The following is a 16,773-nucleotide window of genomic DNA, read 5'->3' on the forward strand; positions in this document are numbered from 1 at the left end:
CTGGGAAACCTTACTTGGTGTACCAGTACGACCGTTTCAGGCTCTTGGGAATGCCTTTGTCCGGCAGGCAGTTCTGCAGCGCGGAATTGCAGGCCGGTGGAGGGGTTCCTCCCGTTGTGGGAGGGGCGCCGGCGCAACCAATGCAGAACTTGCGCAGCAGGGAGCTACCGTCCTGCAGGGTGAGGCTGACCAACCCGGACACGGGGGAAGGAGGCAAGCCGCCACCATCGAAGACGTTGCTGGAATAGCCGCCGGTAAAGGGGTTGAGTGCATAGCCCTTGGCGACGCCGAGCGTGGACTTGCAGGACGTGGCCGAAGGCGTTGCCGGCGTGTTGGTTCCGAAGTAGGTGGCGCCGTACACGGTGACAGGCGCGTTGACCGATTTTTCACCCGCACCACTGAACGTGATGTAGTAGCCGTTCAGGGTGCCCGCGTAGTTGGTGCTGGTGGCATCGAACAGGCCCAGCAAGGACGGTGCCGGATTGGGGCTCGGTGGCGTCTCCACCGTGACGCTCACGGTGGGGGTTGCCACTGCGGTGTTGGTGTCCTTGAGGAAGTAGACGCGGTTGGTGACGTTGTAGGCGGAGTTGGTGGCTGTGTCCTTCAGGGGGTGCTCGCGGTCACCAGAGGCCAGCATGACAGCGTCGTAGGAGGTCGTGCCACCGGTTACCCCCACAGAGACAACCGCCGCAGGGAAGAAGAACTTCCGGGGCGTGGTTCCCGCAGCACAGGTGCCGCTGCTGCAACCCAAGGCCGCCAGCTTGCTCACGGTCCAGTTGGCGGGGCTGGCGTCAAAAAGGTCCATGCGCCAGATATTGCCGCCGGTGTCGCCCACATAGGCCTTGTCGGTTTTTCCGTCTGCGTCCCGGTCGACAAAGGTCACTTCCGACGGGATGGCGTAGTTCATGCCGGGCACATTGCGGCACGTGGCGCTGGTGGTGCAGGTGGGATTGGCGCTCCAGATTAAGGCGCCGGTTTCTGCGTTGACGACGAATATGCCTCGCCCCATGGTGTTCGTGGTGGGGGGCTCGCTGTCCTGCGCAGGGTCATAGCCTGCGCCAAATACCAGAACCGGAGTGCCGCTGCCATAGTTGTTCAGCACCGTGATACGGGGGCGGGACCAGGTCTGGCCGAGCTCCGAGAAACCTGCAGTGTTCTGGTCGATTTTCCAGAGCACTTGGGGATTGTTGGGCGTGGTTACGTCGATAGCGTACAGGAAGCGTCCGCCACGGCGCATGGCCAGGTACAGATAGGCTTTGTCAATGACCTGGGGCAGGGTCGTATCGGGCGTGCCGTCGGCCTTGAGTTGGTATTTCAGTTTCTGGTAGACACCGGTTGGTCCGTCGACAAAATAGTCCTTGGTCCGGGCCGTTGCCAGTGTGGTGGAGGGGAATTTCAATTCGGGCGCGTTGATGCGTTGGCGATTGAGCTTGCCGTAGTGCTCCGGCAGCACCAGGCTCCAGAACTCGCCACCCGCGGGCACCGTGGTGCCGTCGTAGTTGGCCAGCGCGGTGGTCTGGTTGCCGTTGACGGCGTGGAACATGCCGTCGTTGGCGCCGTAGAACACCACTGTGCCGCGGCTATCGCCGTAGTTCACCACCACGGGTCGGGAATGCAGCACGTCGCCATGCACCGACGGCCGAACCGTGATGCCGTTGCCCGGGCCGGCTTCGTCGCCGTAGTTGTCTTCCCCGCGCACCCAATTGATGAGCGAAGTGCGGTCGCTGGCGCCGACCTTGGTGACCTTGATCGTTCCCGTGGCGGGCGATACCGGCCCGATGGATGCCACACTGTAGGTGAAGCTGTTGGTTCCGGTCACCGTGACCGTGGGGCTTCCGTTGTAGGCCGGGATAACCGAGCCGTTGGCGTCACTGATGTTGGCCAGTGTCACGCTGTCACCTGTGGAAAAACCGTGCGCTGTGGTGGTGTTTACCGTCACGGTCGTGCTGCCCAGGACACGGACCACGCCGGGGATGGCGGCGTCCCATGCGGCAATCGTGACGGTTGTTCCGCCCTTCTTGGCCGTTCCACCGCCTGCAGGCGAGGCCGGTGATTCGAGAACCGGGAAACTGAAGGTGTTGGCGGTGGCCGCCGTCACGGCCACGTTGGTGACGTTGTATTCCGGCTGGGTGGCGCCGGTAATGGTGACGCGATCCAGCGTCGAGAAACCATGGCCGGCCTTGGTGATGGTGGCCACGTTGCCGGTACGGGTGAGCGCGCCGGCCGCCAGGGTGAAGCCGGAGCTCGAACCCAGCACTGTGTCGGTAATGCTGGCGTTGCTGGTGGCAAATGCGTTGCTCGTGTTGTTCAGTGCCGCGTTGCAGCTCGCACTCACCGTTGCAAAGCCGCCGCTGAGCGGGGCCTGGCCGGGACAGAAGGTGTACACCTTGCGGGGTCCTGCCGGCGTGCTGGTGTAATTCGTCGTCAGTATCTTTTTTCGGATCTGCTGCGCTGCGCCGCCTTTGTCGACTTGTTCACCATCCACTTTGTCGAAGGTCTTTCCGGCGCCGCGCGAGTCGTTGACGAAGAAGCCACCGGTGGTAGCGTCATCCGGCGCGTTGCTGGTGTCCTTGTAGGTCCAGAAGCTCACTGCATTGGCTGAAATGAAGCCGGTGGAGGTCGAACTGATGGCCGCATCGCCGTTGGCATCTGCCAGGATCAGCGAGGCATTGTTGGGGTCGGGTTTGGACGGGTCGTTGTAGACCAGGGCGAACTGGAACTGTTTGAGGTTGCCCACCCAGCGCGGCAGCGCAAAGGGGTCGGGGCGGAACATGCCCAGGTAAATCTGGTTCAGGTAGGTGCCTTGTGCGTTGACGCTGACGGGCAGGGTGGCTGAGGCGAACACGCTGTTGACCGCCTGCACCTCGTTGAGGATCTTGTCGATGGCGGTCTTGATCTCGTCGTAGCTGCTGGTGGCAAAGTACTTGCCACCGCCAACTTTGGCCATGCTGGTCATCAGGGCCGGGTAGTCGGGCTTGCAGGTGGTCCCCAGAAAGCCGATGGTGTAGGTGATGATGCCCTGGCTGTCGTCAAGGGTGCTGAAGATGTCCGTGCTCTTCATGAACTGGGACCACTCGTCACCGTACAGACCGGACGAGTCGGTGTGGTTGCCCATGCTGTAGTTGCCGCAGGAGAAATTGCTGGCACCGTACGAACCCGAGGGGATCGCTATGCTTTTCAACTGGTCAGCCGAGGCGCCGGCACTTGCCAGGGAGCTGTAGATGGCGGCGCTGCCGCCGTCTCCCGGTGTGCCGGAGGTGCCAAAGGCGTTGCCGACGAAAATGACGAAGTTCTTCTGACAGCCCGCTGTGGGTTGTATTCCCGCGTAGTTGCGTCCCGAGAGACCCGTGGCGCCCTTGTAGTAGGCCCAGGCTTCCTGCATGACGGCACCGGTGCGCTCGGTGCTGGACTTGATGTAGCCGTCGCCAGTGCCGCCGGTGGTTTTCCAGGTCTTGATCCAGGCCAGGAATGCCGCCTTGGCCGTTCCGCTCATGGGGATCAGCGGCTGTACGAGGCATCCGCCGTTGGAGTTCCCGCAGTTGGCGTTTGTGACGTCCCGGATATTGTTGGACTCGTACACCATCAGGCCAATGTTCACCGAGTTGGGCGTCAGCGCATAGACCGTGTTGTACAGCGCGCATTGCTCCACGCCACCCGAGGTGTTGCCCAGGGAGGGCGCCTGGTGGTCGTCCACATAGGTGCAGGTATTGGTGGCACTGGCATCGAAGCTAGCCGCGTTATCGAAAATGAACAGGACGTTGGGGGTGCCGGCCGTGCCGGAATTGTCGACATAGATGTCGGTGTCCTCCGCCCGTACCGATGCCGATAATCCAACGAACAGGCACAGGCCAGTCAACAAGACAGTGCGCAGATTTTTTTTCATCATGTGCTCCAAACGACGGGCTATTCAATATGGGTGATCACGGGCACTGAACCTGCGCCGACACGCGCACGGAAAAGCCCTGGTAGGTTGTTACCTTGGTTCCACTGGAGGGGTCGTCAACCGATGCCTCCACGCCCCACTGCTGGTCGTTGCAGGCTGATGGGCTGGTGGTCAAGCTGCCACTGGCGCTCACCTGCTTGTCGCTGTCGCTCGACTCGAAACACGGCAGGTCTGCCGGCTTGCTGGTGTTGAGCTCGGCGTTGCTGACGGGACGGGTGCTGACGCAGGCCGGGGCTTTCCAGGCAACCTTGTAATCGGCGCCGCCGGTGTTGATGGCGGGCGTGGTGGTGGTGCTGGCCGCAATCTTGTCGATGTTGGGCGCGTCCTTGACCTGTTCCATGACCCGCTCGATGGCAATTTGCGTCGCGGCCACGGCTTCCGATTGCGATTGCATGTTGCCGGCAATCTTCAGGTTGATGTTGCCAAAGCGGATGGCCGAGATGACAAGCAGGGTGAGCACTACCATCATGATCAGCGTGACGATCAGTGTGGTGCCTTTCTGCGTGGCTTGCGTGTTCACAATGGCCTCCTGCCGCTCGGATTGATGATGCGCACGGTCTGGGAAAACACGTGGCGCTTGTAGTGGTCATTCATAGCCGCCGTGGTTTTGAAGCTTCCCAGGTCGTAGAGCTTGGTGTCGGTGTAGCCCGCGGTGGTTTCGGGGCTCTTGGCCAGCAAATTCACTTTCACACTCATCACGTTGGGCCAGTCACTGACGCCCAGCGCCGCGCCATTGGTGTAGTCGCCGTCCGGAACGCCGTCGTTGTCGGTGTCCACGCCGTAGTCAATTTGCAGGTTTTCAATGCCTTCTGCAATCGACACAGCGGTCATGGCCGGGTTGCCTGCGGCAACGCCGAGTTCCATGCGTTTGAGCGTGGGTATGGGGGTTCCTCCATCGGCGCCGGCGCAGCTGTTGGCCACTGGTTCACTGCACTGGCTCACGTAATAGATGTGGATCAACACCTTGCGCAGACTGGCGGCTGTGCCGTCTTTTTTCTTCAACGTAAATACCGAGGTATCGCTGCCGGTTCCCATCCGGTATTCCAGGCCCATTCCCGAGGGCGTCAGTCCGGTCTGAACATAGACCTGCCCCGCCACGGCGCTGGCCAGAGGGATTTCCTGCGTGTCCGTACGCCGAACGACCAACACGTCGGTGTTGGCCAGCTGGTTGGTGACGCAGGTTATGGGTTCGGTCGCGAGCGTAGCGACAATGACATCGCTCTTGCCCTGCAGGTGCAACGGCAGGGCAGGCTGGATGTCGGCAACCGCAGTCGCGCAGGGATCGGGCAGCGCGGCCGGAGCCGTGGGAATGATCGACAGCTCACCCCAGTAGCCGGCCAGTTGGAGGTCCTGGACCAGGGTTTGCAGCGCATACCGGCCACTTTCAATCATCCGGCCGGATTTGTCGATTTCTGCCCGGGTGCCACTCTGGTTGGCGATCAAGGTTGCCAACCCCGCCACCAGGAAAAGGCCCACGGTGATGGAGATCATCAGTTCGATCAGGGTCAGCCCGGCTTGTCGCGCCCGCAGTCCGGATCGGCCGCGACCGGCGGGGGGGAGCGTATGGGGGTGGATGAGGAACATGGCTCAGGACAGGTTGGTGATGTGCAGTGGCAGGCTGACCGCACGCCGCTGGGTGTCGGTACCGTACAAGTCCTTGCCGCACGTAATACCGGCCGGCGGGGCATAGGTGGCGCCTCCGCCCTGCCAGGCGACGCTGACCTGGTATTCGTTGGTGGTGCCGGCAATTAGCGATACGCAGCCGCGAGCCCCCAGCACCGCACCGACCTTGTTGGTGCCGACCACCTCGGTGCTGCCCAGGATCAGATCGTGCCAGTCGGCCAGATCCTGGTTGGCGCGCGCCTGCTGGTTGGCGGTCCCCGCCGTGCACTGCGGCACATTGGCTTTGTTGGTGGTAGCTGCCGTGCCGCTGACCAGGGGGGAGTTGGTACCCAAGTAGCTGGCCAGGACGTAGCAGGATGCTACGGCCGAGTTGGCATTGATACGGGAGACCATATCCTGCGCCAGGGCCAGGGCCTGCACGCGCTGGTAGGATTCCAGTTGCGAGTTCTGGCTTTGGACCATCAGGCCGGTCAGGCCCAGCAAGGCCACCATCAGGATCAACAGCGACACCAGAATCTCGATCAGGCTGGAGCCCCGGGCTCCCCGACGCCGGCCCACCATGCTGTGCGTCCGTTTCATGGGCATGCTCCTGTTTTAGTACTGGTCATGCCACTGAGGTCCACGGTGACACACCGGCTTGACTGGCCGCCGCTGAGCGTGAACTGGGTCTTGCCGGCGGTCGGTCGTCCGGAGGCGCCCTGGTAAACCACGTTGGCCGGAATGCTGGGGTTGGTGATGGCGATGCCGCCGTAGGCTGCCTGCTCGGACAGGGTTGTGGTTCCCACGGTCACCGTCCAGCCGCCAACCCATCCGTCGGCAGCAACCTTGGGTGCCACCGTGACGTCGGCGTTGCGTTTGATCGCTTCACTGCGGGCCAGCAGCAAGGTGCTGGCCAGATCGAAGGCTGCGGTCTTGACGCGTTGCCCGACGATGAAATTGCTGAAGGACGGCACCCCGATGGTCAGCAGAATGGCCACCAGCACAACGACCACCATCAGCTCGATCAGCGAGAAGCCGCGCTGGCCATTGCGCGTCAAGCGAGGCGGGGAGTACTGCGTGTTCATGGTGAGCTCACCAGCAAGCCGATACCGAAGGTGCCGAGCCCGATTTGCCCTTGGCGCCGTCCTGTGCCAGGGTGAGGTTGGCGCACTTGGTGTCTCGCTGGGCCTGCACGCCGCTTGGGGTTGCCGTAATGGTGTAGGTCGGGGGGGCGCCAGCCGTGTTGTCGCTGGCCACCGTGATCACGTAATTGGCTTGTACCTCGGCGGGAACCGTGATGGAAGCCGCAGTCCATTCGGCGGCGGTACCCGTGGCAACCGAAAAATAGCTGCGGGCATTCAGCATGGACTGCTCCTGCCGGTTGGCCACCGTGTACATGAAACTCTGTGCCGCCGAGCGGTTGGCCCGGACGATGTACTGGGTATACGAGGGAAAGGCAACTGCCGCCAAGATTCCGATGACCGCTACGGTGATCATCAGTTCGATCAGGGTAAACCCGTGTTCCCTGCGTGGGTGCCGACCTGCCTGCATTTCACACTCCTGATTGAATGGCCCGGGTTTTCCTGTACTCAACCCGGTTTGATTATGTGAAAAATTACCATTTGCAAGCAGTGTAAGCGACAAGCGGTAGGTAAAACCCGACAGGCGTAGCGGATGCGGCTGGGAGGCACCGGGGAGCCCCGGTGCGGGGGTCAGGGGAGGAAGGTCACGGAGGTGGCGCTGAGCACGCCGTTGGTCACTTGCGTACCCAGCACTTGCACTTTCTTGCCGTTTTGCAGGTCTGCCACCGTTCCATTGGCGAAGGTGGTGCCTGGCACGGTGTAGACGGCTTTCTGGCCCTTGACGGAAAAACTCTGCTGCCCGGTATCGAGCAGACTCATGGGGCCGCTGAGCGAATAGGTCACTGGCGCGCCGCCGGTGCCGGTGTAAACCGTGACCTTCTGGGCCACCAGAACGTTGTTGAGCCAGTGGCCCTTCACCTGCACTTCGCTGCCGTTGCCGATGGACGCGCTGGAACCCACGAACTGGACCCCATTGCCGTCCGCTTTGACGGGTATTCCCAGAACCCGGAAGGACGCCAGCGTGGAGAAATCCGAAACCGCGCCGCGCAGGTGCACGTTTCCGCCGGCCTGGGGGTTGGCGGGTTGCCAGAGCTGCAGCTGTTGGGCGTTGAGCAAGCCGGCCACAGGGGCGCTGGGGGCGCGGACCTGGACAATCACCCCGGTGGCCAGGCCGGCCGCAGTCAGGCCACCCGCGTAGCTGGTTCCGCCGTAACTGATGGTGAGTGTTCCCAGCTGGAAGGTCTGCGCCAGGGTGTCGACGGACTGTATGGCGCCGGTGGTCTGGAACCGGGGCAGCGAAGCGCGCTTTTCGATGCGGGTGGCCAACAGCCTGCTGCCTTCCGGAACACCGTAAACAAACACGGGGTCAGCGGCCGACAGGGCGGACAGGCCCGCAACGCCGTCGTACACCGTTGCCGTACCCGTCTGTACGGTGACACCGGCAACCACCAGCGTGCCAGCGCCCGGGTTGGTGGACGCCACCGTATCCATCAGTTCGACGCCGGCCGAGAGGGTTTGCGCCACCCCGGTGGTCTGGCTGTTCAGGCTGCCCGAAATGCGCACCACCATGCCCAGCGCCAGTGTCGAAATGGAGTCCAGGCTGTTGGTGGTGGACGTGTTGTCGTAGGTGACGCCGTTGACGATCACGCTGCCAAATCCGTCGACGGAGCCGACGCTGGCCACATTGCCGGTGCCGCCGGAGCCGGGGTCGATGCCGGTGCCACCCGAGCCGGGGTAGGACGCCACATCGGTCGATCCGCCTCCGCACGAGGCCAGGCTGGCCATGACCACGGCCACCCGTAGCGCGAAGCCCAGCGTTCTCACGATGGGGCTCCGGTGGACCCTGCCTCGGGCGGCTGCGCGCCGCCCTGGGAGGGTTCGAAATAGGTAAAAATCCCCACCCGCATCCGGTGGGTGGGTGCGTCCGTGCTGCGTTGCTCGGAGGCCAGCATGTCCGAATAGATTTTGGCGTGCAGCTGGTCCCAATCCTTGCGGATGCCGGCCTGCAGTGCCTCGCACTCGGCTTCCGAGAGCCCCTCGGTGAAGATGGCCCGTTCCAGAAAGCGGGGCGCCTCGCCGGTCACATTGGCAACGCCGGCGGACAAATGGTCCCGACCGTTGTCCGCCAGGAAGGACAGCAGGGTCTGCAGGTCGTTGGAGGGAACAAAACCGTCGCGGGTCAGCTCCACAAATCTGCCGTCACAGCGGACCACGCCGAGCCGCTCCATGTCCTCCAGCAGTGCCCGAGCATGGACGTCGCCCCGGGTCTCCATCCGGGCCAGGGTTTCAAAGGACATGCCTGCCGCCTTGTCGGCAATGGGCAGGCGCCACAAGGCCGGATCGGCCATGACCTGCTGCAGCCATCGGGTGAATACCCGCGATGCGGGTGAGGCCTCGGTGTGGGGAATGCCGCCGTCGTCGCCTTCGCGCAGGCGGCTGGTGACATCCTTGCGGTGCAGGCCGGTGACCATGGCCAGCTGGCTGACGTTGGTGGGTGTCCCGCCCCGGGCGGTGAGCACACTGCGGGCTTCGCTGAGCAGGCTTTGCCGCAGCAGCGCATCCAGCTGGCTGTGCTTCAGACCCATACCCAGCGCCAAGCGGACAATCGGGCGCAGTAGCCGCGCTACCGTGCCCATGGCCCAGTCGGTCTGCTTACGCTGTAAGCCCGGCAGCATGTGAAGTCACGATGAAAATCCCGTCCATGAGCGCCGGTGCCAGCGGCACGGCTTGTATGGACAGGTATTTTAGGGGACTTCCCGCTGCGTCGGCGCCAGGAATGTGAAGGTTTCCCTGTTACAGACTGGCGTTCAGGCGAACACGCCGGCCGTGTCCTGCATGCGGTTGGAAACCTCACCCAGGTGGTGCAGGGTGTCGCCAAACGTCATTTCCAGCTGCGTGAGCTTCTTGAAGTAGTGGCTGACGATGTACTCGTCCGTTACGCCGATGCCGCCATGCAGTTGCACGGCCTGCTGGCCCACGAAGCGCATGGACTGGCCCAGCTGGTACTTTGCGCGGGCCAGTGCGGCACGGCGCTCGGCCACGGGCGCATTGAGCTTGAGGCTGGCGTAGTAGCTCATGGAGCGGGCCAGTTCCAGCTGCATCTTCATGTCGGCCGCGCGGTGGCGCAGAGCCTGGAAGCTGCTGATCACCACGCCGAACTGCTTGCGGGTGTTCAGGTACTCGGCGGTGATGGCCATGGTCTTGTCCATGACCCCTACCGCTTCGGCGCAGGTGGCGGCAATGCCGATGTCCACGGCATGCTCCAGGGCCGTCTGGCCATCCTGGGTGATCAGGGTGGCGGGCGCGTTCTTCAGGCTGACGTCGGCTGCGCGGCTGCCGTCCTGGGTGCCGTAGCCGGTGGTGGTGACACCGGCGGACTTGCGCTCCACCAGGAACAGGGCCAGCTGGCTGTTGATCTTTGCCGGCACGATGAAGGCATCGGCCTGGTCGCCCACTGGCACCACGGTCTTGGTGGCGTTGAGCACATAACCGCCGGGCGCCTGCGTGGCCTTGGCTTCGCACACATCGAGCTTGTAGCGGGCGGCGCGTTCCTGGTAGGCCAGCACCACCAGGGCTTCGCCGCTGGCAATCTTGGGCAGCCAGGCCGCCTTGGTGGCGGCGTCGGCATAGCCGGCCAGCACGCCGCCGGCGATCAGGCTTTGCGTCAGCGGTTCGAGCACGATGCCGCGACCCAGCTCTTCCATCACCACCATGCCTTCGACCGGGCCCATGCCCAGGCCGCCATCGTCTTCGGGAACGTACAGGCCGCACAGGCCGAGCTCGGCCAGTTCGTTCCACGCCGCGCGGTCAAAACCACCGGCTTTCTCGATGCTGCGGCGGCGTTCGAAGGTATAGCCCTTGTCTACCCATTTGCGTACGGCATCGCCGAGTTGTACCTGGTCGTCAGAAAAATCAAAATCCATTTTGTGTCACCTGTAATTGGGGGTGTATTGCCTTCAGCCCAGCACGAACTGGGAGACGATGTTGCGTTGCACTTCATTGCTGCCGCCGTAGATGGTGGTCTTGCGCATGTTGAAGTACGTGGACGCCAGCGGCGCACAGCGTGCCACGGCCTGGTCGCCCTGCCAGCCGGCTTCCATGGCTTCGCGGATCAGGGGCAGAGCGGCGGGGCCGGCGGCCAGCATCATCAGCTCGGAGTAGCGCTGCTGGATCTCGCTGCCGCGGATCTTGAGCAGGCCGGCGATGTCCAGCGAGTTCTTGCCGGATTTCTCGGCGGCCAGTACGCGCAGTACCAGCATTTCCAGCGCCACCACGTCTACTTCCAGCTTGGCGATTTCGTCGCGGAAACGGACATCGTCGTACACGCCTTCGGCCTTGGTCAGGCGCTTCAAGCGTTCGAGTTCGCGCTTGGCACGGTTCACGTCGGCAATGTTGGTGCGCTCGTGGCTCAGCAGGTGCTTGGCGTAGGTCCAGCCCTTGTTCTCTTCGCCGATCAGGTTCTCGGCCGGGACTTCGACGTTGTCGAAGAACACCTCGTTCACCTCGTGGCCGCCGTCGAGCATGATGATGGGGCGCACCGTCACGCCGGGGCTCTTCATGTCGATCAGCAGGAAGGAGATGCCGGTCTGGGGCTTGCCCTCGGTGCTGGTGCGCACCAGGCAGAAAATCCACTCGCCATACTGGCCCAGGGTGGTCCAGGTCTTCTGGCCGTTGACGATGTACTTGTTGCCCTGGCGTTCGGCGCGGGTCTTGACGGAGGCTAGGTCGGAGCCGGAACCGGGTTCGCTGTAGCCCTGGCTCCACCAGACTTCACCGCTGGCAATGCCGGGCAGGAAACGCTTGTGCTGCTCGGGCGTGCCAAAGGCCATGATCACCGGGGCCACCATCACGGGGCCGAAGGGCACGATGCGCGGTGCTCCGGCCAGCGCGCACTCTTCCTCGAACAGGTGCTTTTGGGTCGAATTCCAGCCCGGGCCGCCGAATTCCTTGGGCCACCCAAAGCCCAGCCAACCCTTCTTGCCCAGAATCTTGGCCCAGCGCTGCATGTCGTCGCGGGTCAGGTGCAGGGCGTTGTGCACTTTGTGGGCAATGTCGGCAGGCAGGTTTGCGCCCACCCAGGCGCGAATCTCTTCGCGGAATTTCTGCTCTTCAGGGGTAAATGCCAAATCCATCAGGGGTCTCCAGTCGTTCGGTCTCGGTACATCAACAACCGTCTTTTTAGCACGACCGTTCGCTTGCAGCTGTCCAAACGGCGACATTTTTTGCCGGTCGTCCGCGCCGGGCGCGGCGCCACGCACGGTCATAATCGGCGCTTCCCATGAAAAACATCGTCATACTGATCTCTGGCAGCGGCTCCAACATGGCCGCCATCATCCGGGCCGCCCAATGTGAAAACTGGGCCCAAACCCGCCAGGCGCGGGTGGCTGCCGTGATCAGCAACAAGGCCGATGCCCAGGGGCTGGTTTTTGCCCGGGAGCACGGCATCGCCACCGAGGTGCTGGACCACAAGGCGTTCGCTACACGGGAGGCCTTCGACAGTGCGCTGGCTGCGTTGATTGACGGGTTTGATTCCCCCGCGCAGCCTGTGCTGGTGGTGCTGGCCGGCTTCATGCGGATCCTCACGCCGGGTTTCGTGCAGCGCTACGCCGGGCGCCTGACCAACATCCACCCCTCGCTGCTGCCGGCTTTCGGGGGGCTGAACACCCACCAGCGGGCGCTGGATGCCGGTTGCCAGTTTGCCGGTGCCACGGTGCACCTGGTCACGCCCGAACTGGACCACGGCCCCATCCTGGCGCAGGCGGTGGTGCCGGTGGTGCCGGGCGACACGGCGGAAGTGCTGGCGGCTCGCGTGCTCACGCAGGAACACCTGATCTACCCCCGCGCGGTGGCCCAATTGCTGCAAAAAATGTAGCTGTCTGCGCAATGAATACGGCGCTTTTCGGCTAATTTTATTGAAAATTTGGGGCTGACAAAGTGGACGTGACGCTGCTGCGCGCGCGCATCAGTCGGCGATGCGGGTGAAGCGGGCTTGCCTGACGCCGTCGACCAGAACGGTTTCCGCAAACATGGCGGCGGGGCGTACCCACAGGCCCTGCTCGCCGTACAGCGCCCGGTACAGGGTCATGGGTTCCAGCGTTTCGCTGTGGCGCACGGTGTCGAGCACCTGGTACATCCGGCCTTTGTAATGCCGGTATCGGCCGGGTGGGGTGGTGACTAGGGGGGGGGAATTTTCTGCACTCATGGGACAATCGTAGGCTATGCATCCAAAAGCCCTGTTAGACGCCTGTTCCGAACTGGTCCGGCTCACCCTCAAATTCGACCACCCCGCCGACGCTACCGTGTCGCGCTTCTTCCGCGACAACCGGAGGCTGGGGCCGCGCGAGCGTGCCACGCTGGCCGAGACGGTGTACACCGTGCTGCGCAAGAAGCTGTTGTTTGATCACCTGGCACCGTCCGGCAGCGGCCCCAAGGAGCGCCGTCTGGCGATCCTGGGCTTTTACGGCCCTGGCGACTTCCTGCGCAGCGCGCTCACCGAGCAGGAAAAGAGCTGGCTGGACCAGTGCGAAAAGGTCAAACCGGAAGACCTCATGGAGCGCCACCGCCACAACCTGCCCGAGTGGCTGGTGCAGCCGCTCAAGGACCAGCTGGGCGACGGGTTCTGGCCCTTGGTGGACAGCCTCAACCAGGGCGCCGGGCTGGACCTGCGGGTCAACACGTTCAAGGCCAAGCGGGCGGATGTGCAAAAGGAGCTGGCCCAGGCCGGCATCAAGGCCGTCAACACGCCGTATTCCCCCTGGGGCCTGCGCATTGCCGGCAAGCCCGCGCTGAACAAGAATGAGGCCTTTGTCCGCGGCGAGTTCGAGGTGCAGGACGAGGGCTCCCAGCTGTTGTCCATGCTGCTGGACCCCAAGCGCGGCGAGATGGTGGTGGACTTCTGTGCCGGCGCCGGCGGCAAGACGCTGGCCCTTGGCGCCGCCATGCGCAGCACCGGGCGCCTGTATGCGTTCGACACCTCAGCGCACCGGCTGGACGCGTTCAAGTCGCGCCTCAAGCGCAGCGGCCTGTCCAACGTGCACCCCGCAGCCATTGCCCATGAGCGCGACGATCGGGTCAAGCGTCTGACCGGCAAGATGGATCGCGTGCTGGTGGACGCGCCGTGCACCGGGCTGGGTACGCTGCGGCGCAACCCGGACCTGAAATGGCGCCAGAACCTGCAGGCCGTGGAGGAAATGGCCGTCAAGCAGACCGCCATTTTGCAAAGCGCATCCCGCATGCTCAAGCCCGGTGGGCGACTGGTGTACGCCACCTGCAGCATCCTGCCGCAGGAAAACGAGGCCATAGCCGATGCCTTTTCTGCCGCCAACCCGGATTTCGTCCCGTTGCCGGCAGCCGAGGTGCTGACCGGGCTCAAGGTCGAGCAAGCGGCCTCCCTATGCAGCGGCGGTGACAACGGCCAGCTGTACCTGCGTCTGTGGCCGCACCGCCACGCGACAGACGGATTCTTTGCCGCGGTCTGGCAGAAGAAATAAACGTCTGGCGGGAGTCAGCGGCTCGGGGCTGGAAAAGCCCTGTTGCCGCTCCTTTTTTTCAAAGTGCCTACCATGCAGGACGGCCACGCGGGGTGATACCTGGCGTCGGGCGTTCTGTTTTTCCATTGAGAGAGTGATCGGACCATGTTGTTACCGGATTGGACTGTGCTGGACGCAGCGGTTGAATGGCTTGCCCATGGCCTGTGGGACCTGCACTGGTGGCAGTTGGTGCTGCTGACCCTGGCCCTGACCCATGTCACCATGGTCAGCGTCACGGTGTTCCTGCACCGCCACCAGGCGCACCGCGCCCTGGACCTGCACCCCGCAGCCTCACATTTCTTCCGTTTCTGGCTGTGGCTGACCACCGGCCAGGTAACCCGGGAGTGGGCCGCCATCCACCGCAAGCACCACGCCAAATGCGAACAGGCCGAGGACCCGCACAGCCCGCATGTGCATGGCATCTGGACGGTGCTGCTGCAGGGGGCCGAGCTGTACCGCGCCGAGTCCAGAAACCTGGACACCCTGGCCCGCTTCGGCCACGGCACACCCAACGACTGGATCGAGCGCGCGCTCTACAGCCGTTATTCATCGCTGGGCGTGAGCCTGATGCTGGTGATCGACCTGGCCCTGTTCGGCGCCGCCGGTCTGGCGGTGTGGGCGGTGCAGATGGCGTGGACGCCGGTCATGGCCGCCGGCATCATCAACGGGGCGGCGCACTACTGGGGCTACCGCAATTTCGAGGCGGCCGACGCCAGCACCAACATCTCGCCCTGGGGCATTCTCATTGCCGGCGAAGAGCTGCACAACAACCACCATACCTATCCCACATCGGCCAAGTTGTCGGTCAAGCCCTATGAGCTGGATATGGGCTGGGTGTATATCCGCCTGCTGCAACGCCTCGGTCTGGCCACGGTGAAGAAGACCCCGCCCCGGGCAGCCTATGGCGCCATGCGTGCGGTGGCCGACGAGAAGACGCTGGAAGCGCTGATTGCCAACCGCTATGAAATCATGGCCCGCTATGCCAAGGGCGTGCGCCAGGCCGCGCGTGACGAGTTGCAGGCCATGCGAGCCCGCAGTGCCGATGCCAGCGTCATCCAGGCCGCCCGGCGCTGGATGCACCGCGATGGAGAGAAGGTGCCCGCGTCCGTTGCCCCCGAACTGGCCCGGGCCCGCGCCGCATCGCCTCTGCTCGACAAGATGGTCACCATGCGCGAAGAGCTGCGCCAGATGTGGCTCGACACCTCGGTGTCGCGTGAGCAGCTGACGGCCAACCTGCAGGCCTGGTGCCAGCGCGCTGAAGAGAGCGGCATCGCAGCCCTGCGCGAGTTTTCGATGAAGCTGCGGGCCGCCCGCGTGGCGTAGGCGGCGCGGCGTCAGGCCGGGTCGGTCGCCGCCAGCGACCTGCTGGCCAGCGTGTAGTGTGGGTGCTGCCCGGTGAGCAGCAGGAACATCGCAAACACCGGTCCCGGCATGGTGCGGTCGTCGCTCGGGCTTTCCAGGGCCTGCCAAGTGCGTGACTGCACGCCGCCGCGGCTGCCCACCTGCAGGGCGTAACCCATCAGTTCGGCCGCCTGGGCCTGGCTCAGTCCGGCCGCCAGGCGTGCGGCCTTGAGTTCTTCGCCGCTGGGGGCGGGCATGGGGAGGGCAATGGTCGCGGGCATGGGTGTGCGGGTGCCAAGGGTGGGTGGGAGCCCTATGGTAGCGCGGTGCGCAGCCACTCCGTCAGCGGCCGCCCAGTCGTGCATTCACTTCGGCGGCATCCAGTGTGTCAAACACCATGTTGTGCTGGTGGGTCAGCGGCCCGCCCCCCGGAATCACGTCACCCGCCGAGTCGTAGCCGATGGCCTTGAACTTCCAGCGTCCCTGGATCCATTTCAGGTTGCCCACGTGCTCGCCCTGCGCGGTTTCCACGCTGTACACGAGGTCGTTGACGTGGCGCAGGGTGAGTGAGGTCATGGGGCCTGATTATTGCGGACACAAAAAAGCCCGAACGGGTCGGGCTTTTTGTTGAGGCTTGAAGCGAGAGGGCAGAGCGGAAGACCTGCCCCCAGGACATTACTTGAGCTTCATTTCCTTGTAGTCCACATGCTTGCGAGCTTTGGGATCAAATTTCTTGATCAGCATCTTCTCGGGCATGGTCTTCTTGTTCTTGCTGGTGGTGTAGAAGTGACCGGTGCCAGCAGTAGATTCCAGCTTGATTTTTTCGCGTCCGCCTTTGGTTGCCATGGTGCTGCTCCTTAAGCTTGGCCACGTGCGCGCAGGTCTGCGAGCACAGAATCAATACCGTTCTTGTCGATCAGACGCAGGGCTGCGCTGGAGACGCGCAGGCGAACCCAGCGGTTTTCAGTCTCGACCCAGAAACGGCGGTATTGCAGGTTCGGCAGGAACCGGCGCTTGGTTTTGTTGTTGGCGTGGGAAACATTGTTCCCGACCATGGGGCCTTTGCCCGTAACTTGACATACGCGTGCCATGAGGACACTCCGATACTTCTTTAACGGCTATCACTGGCGACCACAGGGCTGCTTTCGCAGGCCGTGCGGTCTCGCTCTAGCCTCACCTCGCCAATGAAAAGGGTGGCGGTAACCCCCCGCCAATTGCTCGGCGGTGTTTGTTACTGGATCCAAGCCCTCACGGGCGGAATTCAGCAAAGCCTTGG

At 63.5% G+C, this 16,773-nt stretch carries 18 protein-coding genes; 3 read left to right on the forward strand and 15 right to left on the reverse strand.

Annotation, left to right across the window (positions count from 1 at the left end; genetic code table 11):
- Nucleotides 1–10: 10 nt before the first annotated feature.
- The 10 genes from AC1Q5W_RS03800 to AC1Q5W_RS03845 form a co-directional block, all read right to left on the reverse strand.
- Nucleotides 11–3,883: a PilC/PilY family type IV pilus protein gene (locus AC1Q5W_RS03800; protein WP_492643786.1), complete on the reverse strand. Its 3,873-nt coding sequence runs from the start codon at nucleotides 3,881–3,883 to the stop codon at nucleotides 11–13.
- 37 nt (nucleotides 3,884–3,920) lie between these two features.
- Nucleotides 3,921–4,463: a pilus assembly PilX family protein gene (locus AC1Q5W_RS03805; protein WP_492643785.1), complete on the reverse strand. Its 543-nt coding sequence runs from the start codon at nucleotides 4,461–4,463 to the stop codon at nucleotides 3,921–3,923.
- A complete protein-coding gene (locus AC1Q5W_RS03810) occupies nucleotides 4,460–5,527 on the reverse strand; it encodes a PilW family protein (RefSeq protein WP_492643784.1) in 1,068 nt (355 codons plus the stop codon). Before AC1Q5W_RS03810 ends, AC1Q5W_RS03805 begins: the two co-directional genes overlap by 4 nt.
- Before the next feature lie 3 nt (nucleotides 5,528–5,530).
- On the reverse strand, nucleotides 5,531–6,145 hold the full coding sequence (gene pilV / locus AC1Q5W_RS03815; protein ID WP_492643783.1) for a type IV pilus modification protein PilV: 615 nt from the start codon (nucleotides 6,143–6,145) through the stop codon (nucleotides 5,531–5,533).
- On the reverse strand, nucleotides 6,142–6,630 hold the full coding sequence (locus tag AC1Q5W_RS03820) for a GspH/FimT family pseudopilin (RefSeq protein ID WP_492643782.1): 489 nt from the start codon (nucleotides 6,628–6,630) through the stop codon (nucleotides 6,142–6,144). Before AC1Q5W_RS03820 ends, pilV begins: the two co-directional genes overlap by 4 nt.
- A gap of 7 nt (nucleotides 6,631–6,637) precedes the next feature.
- The gene (locus tag AC1Q5W_RS03825; protein WP_492643781.1) at nucleotides 6,638–7,096 is read right to left on the reverse strand and encodes a type IV pilin protein; all 459 of its coding nucleotides are present in this window, start codon (nucleotides 7,094–7,096) and stop codon (nucleotides 6,638–6,640) included.
- A 161-nt stretch (nucleotides 7,097–7,257) separates the two neighbouring features.
- Nucleotides 7,258–8,451 carry a DUF5666 domain-containing protein gene (locus AC1Q5W_RS03830; RefSeq protein ID WP_492643780.1) on the reverse strand — a complete coding sequence of 398 codons (1,194 nt, stop codon included), beginning with the start codon at nucleotides 8,449–8,451 and terminating at the stop codon, nucleotides 7,258–7,260.
- Nucleotides 8,448–9,302 carry a DUF6502 family protein gene (locus AC1Q5W_RS03835; protein WP_492643779.1) on the reverse strand — a complete coding sequence of 285 codons (855 nt, stop codon included), beginning with the start codon at nucleotides 9,300–9,302 and terminating at the stop codon, nucleotides 8,448–8,450. Before AC1Q5W_RS03835 ends, AC1Q5W_RS03830 begins: the two co-directional genes overlap by 4 nt.
- Before the next feature lie 132 nt (nucleotides 9,303–9,434).
- The gene (locus tag AC1Q5W_RS03840) at nucleotides 9,435–10,550 is read right to left on the reverse strand and encodes an acyl-CoA dehydrogenase family protein (protein ID WP_492643778.1); all 1,116 of its coding nucleotides are present in this window, start codon (nucleotides 10,548–10,550) and stop codon (nucleotides 9,435–9,437) included.
- A gap of 33 nt (nucleotides 10,551–10,583) precedes the next feature.
- The gene (locus AC1Q5W_RS03845; protein ID WP_492643777.1) at nucleotides 10,584–11,759 is read right to left on the reverse strand and encodes an acyl-CoA dehydrogenase family protein; all 1,176 of its coding nucleotides are present in this window, start codon (nucleotides 11,757–11,759) and stop codon (nucleotides 10,584–10,586) included.
- Nucleotides 11,760–11,905: 146 nt separating this feature from the next.
- Between AC1Q5W_RS03845 and purN the strand changes: the two genes are divergently transcribed.
- Nucleotides 11,906–12,499, forward strand: a complete 594-nt coding sequence (gene purN / locus AC1Q5W_RS03850) for a phosphoribosylglycinamide formyltransferase (RefSeq protein ID WP_492643776.1) — start codon at nucleotides 11,906–11,908, stop codon at nucleotides 12,497–12,499.
- A 90-nt stretch (nucleotides 12,500–12,589) separates the two neighbouring features.
- Here the strand turns inward: purN and AC1Q5W_RS03855 are convergent, their stop codons facing one another.
- Nucleotides 12,590–12,829: a DUF1653 domain-containing protein gene (locus AC1Q5W_RS03855; protein ID WP_492643775.1), complete on the reverse strand. Its 240-nt coding sequence runs from the start codon at nucleotides 12,827–12,829 to the stop codon at nucleotides 12,590–12,592.
- Between the two features lie 16 nt (nucleotides 12,830–12,845).
- Here AC1Q5W_RS03855 and AC1Q5W_RS03860 point away from each other — a divergent pair, with 16 nt between their 5' ends.
- Both AC1Q5W_RS03860 and AC1Q5W_RS03865 read left to right on the forward strand, forming a co-directional pair.
- Nucleotides 12,846–14,117 (forward strand): RsmB/NOP family class I SAM-dependent RNA methyltransferase, encoded by a 1,272-nt coding sequence (locus AC1Q5W_RS03860; protein ID WP_492643774.1) that lies wholly within the window; start codon nucleotides 12,846–12,848, stop codon nucleotides 14,115–14,117.
- A gap of 144 nt (nucleotides 14,118–14,261) precedes the next feature.
- Nucleotides 14,262–15,479: a DesA family fatty acid desaturase gene (locus AC1Q5W_RS03865; RefSeq protein ID WP_492643773.1), complete on the forward strand. Its 1,218-nt coding sequence runs from the start codon at nucleotides 14,262–14,264 to the stop codon at nucleotides 15,477–15,479.
- A gap of 11 nt (nucleotides 15,480–15,490) precedes the next feature.
- Here the strand turns inward: AC1Q5W_RS03865 and AC1Q5W_RS03870 are convergent, their stop codons facing one another.
- The 4 genes from AC1Q5W_RS03870 to rpmB form a co-directional block, all read right to left on the reverse strand.
- Nucleotides 15,491–15,778 carry a helix-turn-helix domain-containing protein gene (locus AC1Q5W_RS03870; RefSeq protein ID WP_492643772.1) on the reverse strand — a complete coding sequence of 96 codons (288 nt, stop codon included), beginning with the start codon at nucleotides 15,776–15,778 and terminating at the stop codon, nucleotides 15,491–15,493.
- 61 nt (nucleotides 15,779–15,839) lie between these two features.
- Nucleotides 15,840–16,073, reverse strand: coding sequence for a hypothetical protein (locus AC1Q5W_RS03875; RefSeq protein ID WP_492643771.1), 234 nt, complete (start codon nucleotides 16,071–16,073; stop codon nucleotides 15,840–15,842).
- Between the two features lie 99 nt (nucleotides 16,074–16,172).
- Complete coding sequence (gene rpmG, locus AC1Q5W_RS03880) at nucleotides 16,173–16,343, reverse strand: 50S ribosomal protein L33 (RefSeq protein WP_011465453.1); 171 nt, start codon at nucleotides 16,341–16,343, stop codon at nucleotides 16,173–16,175.
- Between the two features lie 11 nt (nucleotides 16,344–16,354).
- Nucleotides 16,355–16,588 (reverse strand): 50S ribosomal protein L28, encoded by a 234-nt coding sequence (rpmB, locus tag AC1Q5W_RS03885; RefSeq protein WP_492643770.1) that lies wholly within the window; start codon nucleotides 16,586–16,588, stop codon nucleotides 16,355–16,357.
- Nucleotides 16,589–16,773 lie beyond the last annotated feature (185 nt).

The sequence above is a fragment of the Rhodoferax sp. MLSD5-FHT05B10 genome, assembly GCF_058793415.1.